Below are 15,276 nucleotides of genomic sequence, written 5' to 3'. Positions count from 1 at the left end.
TTCCGAAGGGTACGGAGCGCGGGTTACCGTTCGTTAAGGTGGTTGCCGAAGTGCGCGGGAAAGGTGTTCTGATGAGCTCTCGAATCCGGGTCGTCGTCGCCAAGCCCGGCCTGGACGGCCACGACCGTGGCGTCAAGGTCGTCGCCCGCGCGCTGCGCGACGCCGGCATGGAGGTCATCTACACGGGACTGCACCAGACGCCGGAGCAGATCGTCGAGACCGCCATCCAGGAGGACGCCGACGCGGTTGGCCTGTCGGTGCTCTCCGGAGCGCACATGACCCTGTTCCGGCGGGTCGTGGAACTGCTCGCCGAGCGGGACGCCCAGGACATGGTCGTCTTCGGCGGCGGCATCATTCCGGACGCCGACATTCCGGAGCTGGAGCGGATCGGGGTCGCCAAGGTGTTCACCCCGGGTGCGACCACCCAGGCGATCGTGGAGTGGGTCCGGGCCAACGTCGCCCAGCCGGTTTCCTGATCCCTCGACCCGACCGACGCCCCGACTGTCGTCCCACATCGTCGATCGCGTGTCGCCCCACATCGTCGATCGCGCTGCGTGAGCACTCATGTGACGGATGTGATGCTGGGCACGGAAGCGTCCGTACCCAGACGGGGGGAGAGGCCGGACGCACCCCTCACACGTCCGGCCTCTCTATGCGCGATGCCCCGCCGCCACCCCTCGACCGACAGGGCATCGGCCGTCTCCCGTCATCGCGCGGCTCAGCGCTCCGACACCTGACTCAACGACGTCCTCCCGCAGGGGTTACGCGGTTGCGGTGACTTCGGTCAGAAAGCTTTCCGGGGTGCTTCGCCGCAGGCGTCGATGGCTGTGCAGTACCGCACACCGCGCACCCGCTCCATTGCCAACGGTGCCCGCATCGCTAGGCTGCCGCCGGAGGCCTGTTTCCTTTTTCGATGACAGGCATCAACTCATTTTTCACGCTGGCGGCGGCGCGACGGCGCGCCGCGGAGACTGGACGGGACGCGCAATCGTGGACCTGTACGAATACCAGGGGCGCGAGCTGTTCGAGCGGCACGGTTTGCCCGTGCTCGCCGGCGGCGTCGCCACCACCCCCGAGGAGGCCCGCGCGATCGCCGATCGCCTCGGTGGCCGAGTTGTTGTCAAGGCCCAGGTGAAGGTTGGCGGCCGGGGCAAGGCCGGCGGGGTCAAGCTCGCCGACAACCCCGAGGAGGCGGTGGCCCGGGCCACCGACATCCTGGGCATGGACATCAAGGGTCACACGGTCCACAAGGTCATGATCACTGTGACCGCGGAGATCGCCGAGGAGTACTACCTCTCGTACCTGCTCGACCGGGCGAACCGCACCTTCCTCTGCATCGCCAGCGTTGCCGGCGGCATGGACATCGAGCAGGTCGCCGCCGAGACCCCGGAGCGGGTCGCGAAGATCGCCATCGACCCCAATGTCGGCGTCGACCTGGACAAGGCCAACGAGATCGTCGCGACGGCCAAGTTCCCGGCCGCGGTCGCCGACCAGATCGCCGGCATCGCGGTCGTACTCTGGCGGGCCTTCGTCGCCGAGGACGCCACCCTGGTGGAGGTCAACCCGCTGGCCCGTACGGCCAAGGGTGACGTGCTCCTGCTCGATGCCAAGATCACCTTGGACGAGAACGCCGGGTTCCGTCACCCGGACCACGAGGCACTGGTCGACCAGGGCTCGGTGGACCCGCTGGAACAGCGGGCGAAGGAGAAGGACCTCAACTACGTCAAGCTCGACGGCGAGGTCGGCATCATCGGCAACGGCGCCGGTCTGGTCATGTCCACGCTCGACGTGGTCGCGTACGCGGGCGAGCGGCACGGCGGGGTCAAGCCGGCGAACTTCCTCGACATCGGCGGCGGCGCGAGCGCGGCGGTGATGGCGAACGGTCTGGAGATCGTTCTCTCCGACCCGTCGGTCAAGAGCGTCTTCGTCAACGTCTTCGGTGGCATCACCGCCTGCGACGAGGTCGCGAACGGTATCGTCCAGGCGCTGGCACTGCTCGCCGAGCGCGGTGAGCAGGTGGACAAGCCGCTGGTCGTACGGCTGGACGGCAACAACGCCGAGGCGGGTCGGGCAATCCTCGACGCCGCGGCGAACCCGCTGGTGCAGCGGGTGGACACGATGGATGGAGCGGCCGAGCGGGCCGCCGAGCTCGCGGCTGCGGGGGTCTGACATGGCAATCTGGCTGACCAAGGACTCGAAGGTCATCGTCCAGGGGATGACCGGCTCCGAGGGCTCCAAGCACACCCGGCGGATGCTCGCCGCCGGCACCAACGTGGTCGGCGGGGTGAACCCGCGCAAGGCCGGTCAGACCGTCGACTTCGACGGCACCGAGCTGCCCGTCTTCGCCAGCGTCGCGGACGCGATCGCCGGCACCGGCGCTGACACCACGGTCATCTTCGTACCGCCGCAGTTCACCAAGGGTGCGGTCGTCGAGGCGATCGACGCGGGCATCGAGCTCGCCGTGGTGATCACCGAGGGCGTACCGGTGCACGACACCGCCGCTTTCTGGGCGTACAACGTCAGCAAGGGCGAGCGGACCCGGATCATCGGCCCGAACTGCCCCGGCATCGCCTCCCCGGGCGCCTCCAACGCGGGCATCATCCCGGCCGACATCACCGGTTCCGGCCGGATCGGCCTGGTCAGCAAGAGCGGCACGCTGACCTACCAGATGATGTACGAGCTGCGCGACATCGGCTTCTCGACCTGCGTCGGCATCGGCGGTGACCCGGTCATCGGGACCACCCACATCGACGCCCTCGCGGCCTTCCAGGCCGACCCGGACACCGACGCGATCGTGATGATCGGCGAGATCGGCGGCGACGCCGAGGAGCGGGCCGCCGAGTTCATCAAGGCCAACGTCACCAAGCCGGTGGTCGGCTACATCGCCGGCTTCACCGCCCCGCCCGGCAAGACCATGGGCCACGCCGGTGCGATCATCTCCGGCTCGGCCGGCACCGCCGACGCGAAGAAGGCAGCGCTGGAGGCGGTCGGGGTCAAGGTCGGCAAGACGCCGACCGAGACCGCCCAGCTGATGCGGGAGATCATGTCCGGGAGCTGAGCTGACGGAACCGGTACGCGGGACGCGTACCGGTGATCCTGAGCACCACGAAGGGGCCGACCGCCACGCGGTCGGCCCCTTCACTGTCAGGTGCCGCCGGCAACCGCCGCCGGTCGGGCGGCTCAGTTCCAGCCGGGATAGTTGCCGGTGCCACGCAGGATCGCGGTGCCCAGGATGTTGAGCACACTGAGCCCGATCGCGATCCAGCCGAGCACCGGGGAGCTGCCGTACCGGCGAGCGTCCCGAATGGACAGGTAACCGAGGATCACCCCGAGGACGCCACAGCAGACCAGACCGACGACGATGCCGAGCACGCCCCAGAGGGTGGTCCGGTCCCGGCCCGCCCTCCCCGGCGGCTGGTACGGATACTGGCCCGCCACGCACACCTCCACCAGGGATGGCCCGGAACCCGCCCGGCGGAGGTACGCCGACCGCGCGGTCCGACGGGTTGGGCCGACGGTAACCCCGACAGCGGGCCGTTTGTAGAGAAATCGTGCAAGTCACCGGAGATAGTCGGTGGTGTCGCCCCCCAGCCCGCGGACCGGCGTGCCAAAGTAGGGCACGATGCCACCCATCACCCCCGATCATCCCGACCGTCCGGATCGGCCGGATCCGGCGGACCCCACGCCGACGATCGGCCGGACCGACCCGGTCGACGCGGTTCCGTCTGCCCGTCGCGGCGACCCGGACCGTCGTGGCGGCGCCGACCCGGACCGTCGTGGCGACCCGGACCGTCGTGGCGGCGCCGAACCGGACCGCCCTGGCGACCTGGACCGTCGTGGCGGCGCCGACCTGGACCGTCGTGGCGGCGCCGCACCGGAACGTAGCGACGACCGGCGACCGGGAGCGGGAACCACCGCCCGGCCGACCGGACCACCGGGCGGTGCCGCGCGCCGGTCCGGCCGCGCTCCGCTGCCGGTGGCCGCCGCCGTGGCGACCATCTGGGCGGCGATCCTCTCCTACCTGCCGGTCGCGGTCGTGCTCGGTTTCGCGCGGATCACCGAAGACGCCGGTGCGGTCGGTGGGGCGGCCCGGGTCGGGCTCGCCGGCTGGCTGGTCGGACACGGCGTGCCGCTCGACACCGACGCCGGAACCTTCCACCTGCCACCGCTCGGGCTCGCCATGTTCGCCGCCTGGCGGGTGGCGCGTGCGGGCGTACACACCAGTCGGGCGATCGGCGCCCGCCAGCACGGCACCCCACGCCAGGCACTCGCCGTCGCGGGCGCGGTCGGCATCGCGTACGGGCTGCTCGGCGTCCTCGCCGCCGTGATCGTCGCCCCCGGCGGGCAGGACGTGTCACCGGCGCGGGCCGGGCTCACCCTCACCGTCTTCGGCACCCTCGCGGCGTACGCGGGGGCGTTGCCGGTCACCGGCACGCTCGGCGCACTCGCCCGGCGTACCCCGGCGGTCTTCCGCGACGGGTTGCGGACCGGGCTGGTGGCCGCGTTGCTCATGCTCGGCGCGGGCGCCGGTGCGGCGGGCCTCGCGGTGGCCACCGGTGGCGGGGCGGCGTCCGACATGCTGACCGCCTACCGGACCGGGGTCGTCGGCCAGGCCGGGATCACCGCGGTCAGTGCCGGGTACGCGCCGAACGCCGCGGTCTGGGCCGCGTCCTACCTGCTCGGGCCGGGCTTCGCGATCGGCACCGGCACCACCGTGAGCACAACCGAGGTGACCGTCGGCGCACTCCCGGCGGTGCCGTTGCTGGCCGGACTACCATCCGGGCCGATCGGTGGGTTCCGCGCGGCGCTGCTCGCGGTGCCGGTCATCGCCGGTCTGGCCGCCGGCTGGCTGCTCACCCGACGGTCGCTGCGGCGGGCCGGACTGCCACCGCCGCCCGCCGCACTGCCCCGGGGGGCCGGGCGGGACCGGCTGGCGGTGCGCTGGCCGCCACTGCTCGCCGCCGCCCTGGTCGGTGGACCGGTCGCGGGCGTGGTGCTCGGAGCCGCCGCCTGGGCCTCCGGTGGCTCGCTCGGTGGCGGCCGGCTGGCCGAGGTGGGTCCGGTGAGCTGGCAGGTCGCCGTGGTAGCCACCGTCGTGGTGACGGTTGGGGCGACGGTCGGCGCTGCCGTCACCCGCGCCTTCGCCCGGCCCTGACCACCGGCCCGGCCTCCTGGCAGCGGATCGGTTCCCGGCGGCGGATGGGCCCTCTGGCGACGGGTTCGCCCCCGGCGGCGGATTTGGCCCGAGCCGCCGCAGAGCGGGTCTGAGCTGCCCGATAGGGTGCTGAGGTGACTGAGCCCGTGTCGGCCGCCCGAGTCGTCGTCCTCATTTCCGGGTCCGGTAGCAACCTCCAGGCGCTGCTCGACGCGTCCACCGATCCGGCGTACGGAGTGCAGGTGGTCGGCGTCGGTGCGGACCGCGCCGGCATCGCCGGACTCGACCGCGCCACCGCCGCCGGGGTGCCGGTCTTCGTCGACCAGGTCAAGGCGTACCCGGATCGGGAGGAGTGGGACCGCGCGCTCGCCGCGCACGTCGCCGACTACAAGCCCGACCTGGTGGTCTCGGCCGGTTTCCTGAAGCTCGTCGGCCCGCACTTCCTCGCCGCCTTCGGCGACCGCTACCTGAACACGCACAACGCGCTGCTGCCGGCCTTCCCCGGCATCCACGGCCCGCGCGACGCACTCGCCTACGGCGTCAAGATCGCCGGGGCCACCCTCTTCTTCGTCGACGCCGGCGTCGACACCGGACCGATCGTCGCCCAGGTGGCGGTGCCGGTGCTCGACGACGATGACGAGGAGACCCTCACCGAACGCATCAAGGTCGCCGAGCGGCGCCAACTCGTCGAGCAGGTCGGCCGGCTGGCGCGCGAGGGTTGGACGATCACCGGAAGAAAGGTCACGATCCCATGAGCACCACCTCCGACGGCCGCCGCGCGCTACGACGCGCGCTGGTCAGCGTGTACGACAAGACCGGGCTGACCGAACTGGCCCAGGCGCTGCACGCCGCCGGGGTTGAGATCGTGTCGACCGGGAGCACCGCCGCCACCATCGCCGGAGCGGGTGTGCCGGTGACCCAGGTCGAGGAGCTGACCGGCTTCCCCGAGACCCTGGACGGCCGGGTCAAGACCCTGCACCCGAAGGTGCACGCCGGTCTCCTCGCCGACCTGCGGTTGGAGCGGCACGCGGACCAGCTCGACGAACTCGGCATCGCCCCGTTCGACCTGCTGGTGTCGAACCTCTACCCGTTCACCGAGACGGTCGCCTCCGGCGCGGACTTCGACGCCTGCGTCGAGCAGATCGACATCGGCGGTCCGGCGATGGTCCGGGCCGCGGCCAAGAATCACGCCTCGGTGGCCGTGGTGACCTCGGTCGAGGCGTACCCGTCGATCCTGACGGCCCTGGCCGGCGGTGGTTTCACCCTCGGCGAGCGACGCGCGCTCGCGGCGCGGGCCTTCGCCGACATCGCCGAGTACGACGTCGCGGTGGCGCAGTGGTTCGCCCAGGATCTCGCCTCGGAGCCGGAGTGGCCGGACTTCGCCGGTCTCGCCCTGCGGCGCAGCGCCACCCTGAGGTATGGCGAGAACCCGCACCAGCGGGCCGCCATCTACCTCGACCCGGCAGCCGCGCCGGGGCTGGCGCAGGCGGAGCAGTTGCACGGCAAGGAGATGTCGTACAACAACTACGTCGACGCGGACGCGGCCTGGCGCGCGGCGAACGACTTCGGCGCGGACGTACCGACCGTGGCGATCATCAAGCACGCCAACCCGTGCGGCATCGCGAACGGGGTCGACGTGGCCGAGGCGCACCGCAAGGCGCACGCCTGCGACCCGGTCTCCGCGTTCGGCGGCGTGATCGCGGTCAACCAGACAGTCTCGGTGGAACTGGCCAAGCAGATCGCCGACATCTTCACCGAGGTGGTGGTCGCCCCGGCCTTCGCTGACGGTGCGGTCGAGGTGCTCGCCGGCAGGAAGAACATCCGGCTGCTCCGGGTGCCGGCCTGGCAGCCGGCGCCGGTCGAGTGGCGGGCGATCAGCGGTGGCGTACTGGCCCAGTCGGCGGACCGGATCGACGCCCCCGGCGACGAGGCCGCCGGGTGGAAGCTGGTCGCTGGTGACCCGGCCGGGTCGGAACTCATGCGTGACCTGGTCTTCGCCTGGCGGGCGATCCGTTCGGTCAAGAGCAACGCGATCCTGCTCGCCGCCGACGGTGCGACCGTCGGGGTCGGCATGGGACAGGTCAACCGGGTGGACTCGGCGCATCTCGCGGTGACTCGGGCCGGTGCGGACCGGGCCCGTGGATCGGCGGCTGCCTCGGACGCCTTCTTCCCGTTCGCCGACGGTCTGCAGGTGCTGCTCGACGCCGGTGTACGCGCGGTGGTGCAGCCGGGTGGCTCGGTACGCGACGAGGAGGTCATCGCCGCCGCTCAGCAGGCTGGCCTGACCATGTACCTCACCGGTACCCGCCACTTCTTCCACTGAGTTTTCCCTCGCACGGGTCTCCCGGCGCGCTGCGTTTCCCGCGTACCGGGTGTTCCGGCGCGCTGCGTTTCCCGCGTACCGGGTGTTCCGGCGCGCTGAGTTTCCCGCGTACCGGGTGTTTCGCGCGGCTGGGGTGGGTGGCCGACAGGCTACCCACCCCGGTGTCGTTCCGGCCGCGTGCCAGCGATGCGACCGGGGCGGGGTTCGCGGTGCCGCACCCCGGTGTCGTTCCGGGCCGGTGGTCGTCGACGGGCCGGGCCGGGGTCCGGGGTGCCGCGCCCCGGGACGACGTCGATGCTGGTCAGGCCGGCGCGACGCGGAGTACGACCTGGGCGGCGTGGCCGTCGGCGCGGCTGGCGCGCACGGTCCAGCAGCCGGCGGTCGGGAAGTGCCAGCCGGTTCCCCACTCGTCGCCGGGGCGCTTCCAGGTGCTGCCGCTGTGTCCGGTCGGTCCCCAGATCGGGGTGACCTCGGCGTTGGCCGGACCGGTGGCGCGGATGGTCAGGTCGCCGGTGCCGGTCATCCGCCAGACGATTTTCGTGTCCCTGCCGGCGGTCAACCTGTCGGTGGTGAGGAAGAGCAACGCCCAGAGCGTGGTGCCAGGCCCCCCGCCGCGCACCTCACGTGCCTCGTGATCGTCGCCGTCGGGGTAGTCGGCACCGGCAGGGCAGGAGTCCGTCGTCGGCGCCCCCGTGGCAGGCTGACCGCTCCCGGGACCGGTCGTGGAGTTGGCGTCGACCACGCTGGTGCTGGTGCTGGTGCTGGTGCTGGTGCTGGTGCTGGTGGCCGTGCCGCGCGGCCCCGTGTCCGGATCGGGGGAGGCTGCCGTGCCGCATCCCGCCAGCACACTGCCGCACACCACCACGGTGCAGAGGATCGCCGTACGTCTCCAGCTCATGCCGGACAGAGTCGTAGCCCTGCCGTCGCGTTCCCCGCGCCACTGCCGGGTTTCGGGAACGCGGCATCGGGACCATCGGTACAGCCGTCATCGGTAAGAACGATCATGGCCGTGGAGGCGGCTGTTTCATCCGTGGTCCGGGCGTGCGTGGGCGGCGTCGTTCGAGGTGGCTGCGGGCTTGGCGTGGAGGACTTCGCGAGCCTGTTCGGCAGCGCGGGTGATGCTTTCGCTGATGAAGTCGAGGAAGCGGGCGATGTTCTCCAGACGGGTGGCGGCGGGGGTGTGCGGGCCGAGGATGGCGACGCCTTGGCGTGCGGTTTCCATGAGTTGGTCGTTGGATCGGGCGCTGGCGATCGTCGCCTGGTAGAAGAGTTCGTCGTCGACGACGTAGCGGTCGCGGCGGCGTTCGTCGCGTTCTCGGCGGACGAGGCTCTGGCTCTCCAGGAAGGCGATCGCCTTGGAGATGGACGCCGGGCTGACCTGGAGGCGCTGGGCGAGTTGGGACGCGGTGAGGCTTCCCGCGTCGGTGGTGAACAGGCAGGTCAGCACCCGGGAGCTCATCTTGCTCAGGCCCGAGGCCATGAGGACGGTGGTGAACGTCTCCTCGTACTCCGCCACGGCCTCGTTGTCGCGCCCGTGCGGCTGGGAGGTTGACTCCGCTCCTCGGGAGGCGGCGGGCCCGCGCCGGTGGGCGCGACGCTCGGTGGCGCGGTGGGCCAGGTCGGCGCGGTAGGCGATGGGGCCGCCGTTGCGCATCACCTCACGCGTGACCGTCGAGGTGGGACGGTCGAGGCGTCGGGCGATCTCGGCGTAGGGGAGGCTGTCCGCCAGCCCCAGCGCGATCTGCTGGCGTTCTTGCTGGGTGAGTCTGCCTCCGGGCATCGCGATCTCCTCGGTGATCCTCCAGGCGGTCCTGACCCCTTGACTATAGCGTTCACCGCTCACCCATTGCAATGATCGAGATGGCTCTCGTTGCATTCTTGTCAGGCTCGTTGCAACGTTTTCATGCTAATTACCTGGGAAAATAGCAGTTCTACGCAACGAATGAGTTGCCTGGTTTTGGAAAGCAACGTAGCGTTTCCTATATCAGAAACAGCGAGTGAGCATGGAGGGCACAATGCAGAAGTTCGACACCCCCGCCCCGATCTCCGCCGTCCTGGACATCCCCGCCGGACGCATCCAGTTCATCGCCGCCGACCGCACCGACACCGCCGTCGAGGTCCTGCCCGCCGACCCCTCCAAGCGCCGCGACGTCCAGGCCGCCGAGCAGACCACCGTCACCTACGCCGATGGCGTCCTGCGGATCCTCACCGAGCCGAAGAGCCAGCTCTTCGGCCCCTCCGGATCCCTGGAGGTCACCGTCGCGCTGCCCGCCGGCTCCCGCGTCGAGGCCAAGGCCGCCAGCTCCGAACTTCGCGGCGTCGGCCGCCTCGGTGAGGTTGCCTTCGACGGCGCCTACCGCCAGATCAAGATCGACGAGGCCGAGAGCGTCCGCCTCACCGCGATCGACGGCGACGTCGAGGTCGGCCGGCTCAACGGCTCCGCGGAGATCAGCACCGCAAGGGGCGACATCCGGATCACCGAGGCCGTGCGCGGCGCGGTCGTGCTCCGTACCCAGTCCGGCGACATCTCGGTCGTCGCCGCCGCCGGCGTCTCGGCCTGCCTGGACGCCGGGACCGGCTACGGCCGCGTCAGCAACGCCCTCAAGAACGACGGCACCACCGAACTCGACATCCGCGCCACCACCCTCCAGGGCGACATCACCGCCCGCAGCCTCTGACGGAGCGGGACATGACGAAGCACAGCACTGCCCCGACCCATTCGACGTGGACCGGCATGGTGCCGGTGGACGACACCGCCCTGTCCGTCACCGACACCGGAGGTCCCGGTCTTCCGGTCGTCTACCTCAACGGCCAGTTCGCCACCCAGGGGTACTGGCGGCGGGTCATCACCCAACTCGGCCCCGACTTCCGGCACCTCACCTACGACGAGCGGGCTCGCGGCAAGAAGTCGTGGCGCTCGGCGGACTATTCCTTCGAGGCCGCCGTCCGGGACGTCGATGCCGTTCTCGCGGCCAGGGGTGTGGACCGGGCGGTGGTGGTGGGCTGGTCGTACGGAGCGGTCGTCGGGGCGCACTGGGCCAGCCGGAATCCGGAGCGTGCCATGGGAGCGGTCCTGGTCGACGGCGCGTTCCCGTACGACTGGCTCGACGAGGCCATGGAGCAGCGGATCCGAAAGCTGTTCCGGCGGATGGGCTGGTTCCTGCCGCTGCTGCGCCCGACCGGGCTGGCCCCGAGGATGACCGCCGAACAGATGGCGAACAGCAACATCGAACTCGGCAGGCTCTCCCGCGAGCGCGAGCTGGGCCCTGTGCTGGACGCCATCACCGTTCCGGTGAGGTACGTGGTCGCCTCGGGGACGTCCTTCGGAAGCAAGGGTGACGAGCAGGAACACATCCGCGCCGGCCTCGACACGGCGTGCGAGCGCAACCCGAACATCCGGCTCGCCGCGAAGGTCGCCAGCAACCACGGTGCGATCCTGAAGAAGGATTTCCCGGCCGTCGCCGAGGCCGTACGCGAGGTCGCCGCCCTCCATCGGAAGGGTGCTCCCAAGGCTCCTCCACGGTGAGTTGCCGGCACATCCGCTGCGGCAGCGCTCGGCCCGGAGGTTTGGAAGGGCCCCTTCCTATACAAAAAACGATAAGAAGGGGCCCTTCCTTACACCTCAGGCGACGACGTGCTTGAGCTCCGCGAAGTGGCAGGCGGAGGGGTGCGGGTCGGCGGGCCGGAGCACCAGCTGCGGGTCCTGGGTGGCGCAGATGTCCTGGGCCTTCCAGCAGCGGGTACGGAACCGGCAGCCCGAGGGCGGGTCGGCCGGCGACGGTACGTCACCGGTCAGCCGGATGATCTCCCGGTTGGCGCGGGCGGACGGGTCCGGGACCGGTACGGCGGAGAGCAGCGCCTGCGTGTACGGGTGGGTCGGCCGCTCGTAGATCTCCTCGTTCGTACCGATCTCCACGATCTTGCCGAGGTACATCACCGCCACCCGGTCCGCGATGTGCCGAACCACCGACAGATCGTGCGCGATGAACACGTACGAGAGCCCCAACTCGTCCTGGAGCTTCTCCAACAGGTTGATCACCTGCGCCTGGATCGACACGTCCAACGCCGACACCGGCTCGTCACAGACGATGACCTCGGGGTTGAGCGCCAACGCCCGGGCGATCCCGATCCGCTGCCGCTGACCACCCGAGAACTGGTGCGGGTACCGGTTGATGTGCTCGGGGTTCAGCCCGACGATGTCGAGGAGTTCGCGTACCCGCCGGCCACGGGAGCCCCTCGGCGCCGCCTCCGGGTGGATCTCGAACGGCTCACCGATGATGTCGCCGACGGTCATCCGTGGGTTCAGCGAGGTGTACGGGTCCTGCATGACCATCTGGACGTTGCGGCGGAGCCGGCGCAGTTCGGAGCCGGACATCTTGAAGATGTCCTTCCCCTCCAGCATCGCACTGCCGCCGGTCGGGGTCTCCAGCCGCATGAGGAGCCGGGCGAGGGTCGACTTGCCGCAGCCGGACTCGCCCACCACGCCGAGGGTCTCGCCCCGGCGCAGTTCGAAGCTGACCCCGTCGACCGCCTTGACGGCGCCGATCTGCTTCTTGAAGACCACGCCCTGGGTGATCGGGAAGTGCTTGACGACGTTGTCGACCTGCAGGATCGTTTCGCCACGCACCTTGGTTGCGCTAGAGCCGGCCATCGAGGACCTCCTGGGCAAAGTGACATGCGCTGGTCCGGCCGTTGCCGAGGTTCCGGTTCTCCGGCACCACGTCGACACAGACCTGCTGGGCGTACGGGCAGCGCGGGTGGAAGGGGCAGCCCGAGGGGATGCGCATCAGGTTCGGTGGCAGGCCCTTGATGGTGGAAAGCTCCTGGCCGCGCTGGTCCAGCCGGGGGATCGACTCCAGCAGACCCTTGGTGTACGGGTGGCCAGGAGACGAGTACAGCGAGTGTACGTCGGCGTGCTCGACGATCCGTCCGGCGTACATCACCGCGATCCGGTCCGCGACGTCGGCGACCACACCGAGGTCGTGGGTGATCAGGATCATGGCCATGTTGAGTTCCCGGCGGAGGTCGCCGAGGAGGTCCATGATCTGGGCCTGCACGGTGACGTCGAGCGCGGTGGTGGGTTCGTCGGCGATCAGCACCCGGGGGTTCAGGGCCAGCGCCATCGCGATCATGACGCGTTGCCGCATACCGCCGGAGAACTGGTGCGGGTAGTCGCTCACCCGCTGCTTGGCCGCCGGGATCTTGACCAGGTCCATCAGCTCGATCGCCCGCTTACGGGCGTCGGACCGGGACATGCCCTCGCGCTGGCGCAGCGTCTCGCCGATCTGCCAGCCGACCGGGAAGACCGGGTTGAGTGCGGAGAGCGCGTCCTGGAAGATCATCGCGATCTGCTTGCCCCGGACCTGCCGGCGCTGCTCCTCGGGCATCTTGAGCAGGTCGCTGCCGTCGTACAGGATCTCGCCGGACGGGATGACGGCCGGCGGCATGTCCAGGATGCCCATGATCGCCTGAGCGGTCACGGACTTGCCGGAGCCGGACTCGCCGAGTACGGCGAGGGTCTCGCCGGCGTCCAGGTGGTACGAGACACCGTTGATCACCTTCGCCACGCCGTCCCGGGTGCGGAACTCGACGTGCAGGTCCCGAACCTCAAGCAGGTGCGGGCGGTGGCTGCCGGCGGTGGGCGCCGGGCTGGGCTGGGCCGAAAGGTTGCTCATGATTTGATCACCGCAGCTTCGGGTCGAAGGCGTCTCGGATGGCGTCGCCGAGCATGATGAACGCGAGCACCGTCAGGGCGAGGAAGGTGGACGGGACGATCAGCGGCGTCGCCGATTCCCGCATGTGCACCCGGCCGGCGTCGATGTCCATACCCCAGGAGATCGTCGGTTCCTTCAGGCCGATGCCGAGGAACGACAGGGTCGCCTCGGCGGCGATGAACGAGCCGAGGGCGATGGTCAGGACCACGACCACCGGGGCGAGCGAGTTCGGCAGGATGTGTCGCCACATGATCCGGCCGTTGCCGGCGCCGAGCATCCGGGCCGCAGCGACGTAGTCCTGCTGCTTGGCGCTGATCACCGAGGAGCGGATGACGCGCGCGGCGGTGGTCCAGCCGAGGATGGCGAGGACGAAGATCAGCGCGCCGATCCGGGCCCACGGGTTGTCGCTGTCGATCCGCTTGAGCAGCACGATCGCGGCGAGCAGCAGCGGCAGCCCGAGCACGATGTCGATGACCCGGGAGAGCACCGCGTCGACCCAGCCGCCGAAGTAGCCGGCGAGCATGCCGACGACCACGGCGACGATGCCGGTGAGCAGGGCGGAGAGCGCACCTACCAACAGCGAGGCGCGGGCGCCGTACACCGAGCGGGCGTAGATGTCGCAGCCCTGGAAGTTGTAGCCGAAGATCGCGCCGCCGGACGGCCCCTGGTGCTGCCGCGAGAGCGTGCAGTCGGTCGGGTCGTTCGCGGTGAGCAGGCTCGGGAAGGCCGCCATCAGGGTGACGATGACGACCAGCGTGAGCGAGACCCAGAAGATCGGGTTGCGCCGCAGGTCCCGCCAGGCGTCGCCGGCCAGGCTGCGGGGCTTGTGGGCCGCGTCGACCTTGCCGGGGGCGCCGGGTTCTCCGGTGGGGCCGGGTCGCGCGGCCGGGTTCTCGGTCGCCGCGACGGTGTTGAAGTCACTCATGCCTGCACCTCGCTACACATGTGCGGACCGCGCTGACCGCGCTGACGGATCTGTTCACGTCCACTGCTGACGCTGGGGCCTTCGAATCGTCGCTCAGACATACCGGATCCTCGGGTCGAGGACGGCGTAGAGCACGTCCACCACGAGGTTGCAGATCAGGTAGACCACGACCAGGATGCTGACGATCCCGACCACCAGCGGGCCGTCCTCGGTGCGGATGCCGCGGAAGAGGTTGAAGCCGATGCCGGGGATGTTGAACACGCCCTCGGTGATGATCGCGCCGCTCATCAGGTTGCCCAGTTCGACGCCGAGGAAGGTGACCACCGGGATGAGCGAGTTCCGCAGGACGTGGACGCCGACGATGCGCCGCCGCGCCAGGCCCTTCGACTTCGCGGTCCGTACGTAGTCCGAGCGCATGTTCTCGGCGACCGATGTTCGGGTCAGTCGCAGCGCCGTGGCCAGGGAGAGCGAGCCGAGCACGATGCCGGGCAGCAGCAGGGCGTAGAAGGACGGCTGCGCGCCCGCGGTCGGCGGGAAGATCGAGAGCTTGACGCCGAGGAAGTACTGGGCCAGCGGGGCCAGCACGATGCTCGGGATGCCGAGCACCAGCAGCGTGAGCAGCAGGGTGGAGTTGTCGAAGAAGCCGCCGCGCCGGATGCCGGCGATCACCCCGGCGGTGACGCCGAAGAGGATCGCGACGGCGATGGCGATCAGGGCCAGCTTCAGCGTGACCGGCCAGGCGGTCTCCATCATCTTGCCGATCGGGCGCTGGGTCAGCGACATGCCCAGATCCCCGTGGAGCAGGTTGCCGATGTAGTCGAAGTAGCGGTAGAAGAAGCCGCCGACACCCTTTTTGTCGAGGTGGAAGGTCTCGGTCAGGTATGCCCGCTGGGCGGGAGTGACCGGCCGCTCGCCGGCAAGTGCCTGGATGGGGTCGCCCTGGCCGGCGAACATCAGCGCGTAGACGATCAGAGTGGTCCCGAAGAATGCCAGGACCATCTGAAGCAGGCGCCGCACAATATAGCGGAACATACCCTAACTTTCTCTCCGAATATGGACGAAAGTCGTACGACGCGGGCTTCTCGACGTACGCAAGTATCCGGGCCTGGGCCCGGATGGTTCATTCGACAGGGGGCACTCTGTGGTGCGCCCGGCGGAA

At 70.1% G+C, this 15,276-nt stretch carries 15 protein-coding genes; 8 read left to right on the top strand and 7 right to left on the bottom strand.

The window, feature by feature from the left end:
* The first annotated feature begins 71 nt into the window (after positions 1-71).
* From ACIBF5_RS05365 to sucD, 3 genes are all read left to right on the top strand, one after another.
* Positions 72-476 carry a cobalamin B12-binding domain-containing protein gene (locus ACIBF5_RS05365; protein WP_121162491.1) on the top strand — a complete coding sequence of 135 codons (405 nt, stop codon included), beginning with the start codon at positions 72-74 and terminating at the stop codon, positions 474-476.
* 514 nt (positions 477-990) lie between these two features.
* Complete coding sequence (sucC, locus tag ACIBF5_RS05360) at positions 991-2,169, top strand: ADP-forming succinate--CoA ligase subunit beta (RefSeq protein ID WP_396808377.1); 1,179 nt, start codon at positions 991-993, stop codon at positions 2,167-2,169.
* A gap of 1 nt (position 2,170) precedes the next feature.
* Complete coding sequence (gene sucD / locus ACIBF5_RS05355; protein ID WP_396808375.1) at positions 2,171-3,058, top strand: succinate--CoA ligase subunit alpha; 888 nt, start codon at positions 2,171-2,173, stop codon at positions 3,056-3,058.
* Between the two features lie 122 nt (positions 3,059-3,180).
* Here sucD and ACIBF5_RS05350 read toward each other — a convergent pair whose 3' ends face one another.
* Entirely contained in the window at positions 3,181-3,438 is a 258-nt protein-coding gene (locus ACIBF5_RS05350) for a hypothetical protein (RefSeq protein ID WP_396808373.1), read from the bottom strand.
* Between the two features lie 412 nt (positions 3,439-3,850).
* Here ACIBF5_RS05350 and ACIBF5_RS05345 point away from each other — a divergent pair, with 412 nt between their 5' ends.
* The 3 genes from ACIBF5_RS05345 (at position 3,851) to purH (ending at position 7,478) form a co-directional block, all read left to right on the top strand.
* Positions 3,851-5,155 carry a DUF6350 family protein gene (locus ACIBF5_RS05345; protein ID WP_396808820.1) on the top strand — a complete coding sequence of 435 codons (1,305 nt, stop codon included), beginning with the start codon at positions 3,851-3,853 and terminating at the stop codon, positions 5,153-5,155.
* A 134-nt stretch (positions 5,156-5,289) separates the two neighbouring features.
* Positions 5,290-5,910 (top strand): phosphoribosylglycinamide formyltransferase, encoded by a 621-nt coding sequence (gene purN / locus ACIBF5_RS05340; RefSeq protein WP_396808371.1) that lies wholly within the window; start codon positions 5,290-5,292, stop codon positions 5,908-5,910.
* Positions 5,907-7,478, top strand: coding sequence for a bifunctional phosphoribosylaminoimidazolecarboxamide formyltransferase/IMP cyclohydrolase (gene purH / locus ACIBF5_RS05335; protein WP_396808370.1), 1,572 nt, complete (start codon positions 5,907-5,909; stop codon positions 7,476-7,478). Before purN ends, purH begins: the two co-directional genes overlap by 4 nt.
* 301 nt (positions 7,479-7,779) lie before the next feature.
* Here purH and ACIBF5_RS05330 read toward each other — a convergent pair whose 3' ends face one another.
* Entirely contained in the window at positions 7,780-8,376 is a 597-nt protein-coding gene (locus ACIBF5_RS05330) for a hypothetical protein (RefSeq protein WP_396808368.1), read from the bottom strand.
* A gap of 126 nt (positions 8,377-8,502) precedes the next feature.
* Positions 8,503-9,258 (bottom strand): helix-turn-helix domain-containing protein, encoded by a 756-nt coding sequence (locus tag ACIBF5_RS05325; RefSeq protein ID WP_396808366.1) that lies wholly within the window; start codon positions 9,256-9,258, stop codon positions 8,503-8,505.
* A gap of 235 nt (positions 9,259-9,493) precedes the next feature.
* Here ACIBF5_RS05325 and ACIBF5_RS05320 point away from each other — a divergent pair, with 235 nt between their 5' ends.
* Positions 9,494-10,156 (top strand): DUF4097 family beta strand repeat-containing protein, encoded by a 663-nt coding sequence (locus ACIBF5_RS05320; protein ID WP_396808364.1) that lies wholly within the window; start codon positions 9,494-9,496, stop codon positions 10,154-10,156.
* Between the two features lie 11 nt (positions 10,157-10,167).
* Positions 10,168-11,004 carry an alpha/beta fold hydrolase gene (locus tag ACIBF5_RS05315; protein WP_396808362.1) on the top strand — a complete coding sequence of 279 codons (837 nt, stop codon included), beginning with the start codon at positions 10,168-10,170 and terminating at the stop codon, positions 11,002-11,004.
* 96 nt (positions 11,005-11,100) lie between these two features.
* On the opposite strand, the gene ACIBF5_RS05310 is transcribed toward ACIBF5_RS05315, so the two are convergent.
* The 4 genes from ACIBF5_RS05310 to ACIBF5_RS05295 all read right to left on the bottom strand — a co-directional run bounded on the left by ACIBF5_RS05310 (position 11,101) and on the right by ACIBF5_RS05295 (position 15,149).
* Positions 11,101-12,129: an ABC transporter ATP-binding protein gene (locus ACIBF5_RS05310; RefSeq protein WP_396808360.1), complete on the bottom strand. Its 1,029-nt coding sequence runs from the start codon at positions 12,127-12,129 to the stop codon at positions 11,101-11,103.
* Positions 12,116-13,153: an ABC transporter ATP-binding protein gene (locus ACIBF5_RS05305; protein ID WP_396808358.1), complete on the bottom strand. Its 1,038-nt coding sequence runs from the start codon at positions 13,151-13,153 to the stop codon at positions 12,116-12,118. The genes ACIBF5_RS05310 and ACIBF5_RS05305 overlap by 14 nt, the downstream gene beginning before the upstream one ends.
* Positions 13,154-13,160: 7 nt before the next feature.
* Positions 13,161-14,117, bottom strand: a complete 957-nt coding sequence (locus tag ACIBF5_RS05300; RefSeq protein WP_396808356.1) for an ABC transporter permease — start codon at positions 14,115-14,117, stop codon at positions 13,161-13,163.
* Between the two features lie 93 nt (positions 14,118-14,210).
* A complete protein-coding gene (locus ACIBF5_RS05295) occupies positions 14,211-15,149 on the bottom strand; it encodes an ABC transporter permease (protein ID WP_396808354.1) in 939 nt (312 codons plus the stop codon).
* Positions 15,150-15,276: the final 127 nt, after the last annotated feature.

Source organism: Micromonospora sp. NPDC050417 (assembly GCF_044458865.1).
Lineage (GTDB): Bacteria > Actinomycetota > Actinomycetes > Mycobacteriales > Micromonosporaceae > Micromonospora_G.
Note: the sequence above shows the minus strand (reverse complement) of the source record. Positions and strands in the feature narration are given on the sequence as shown.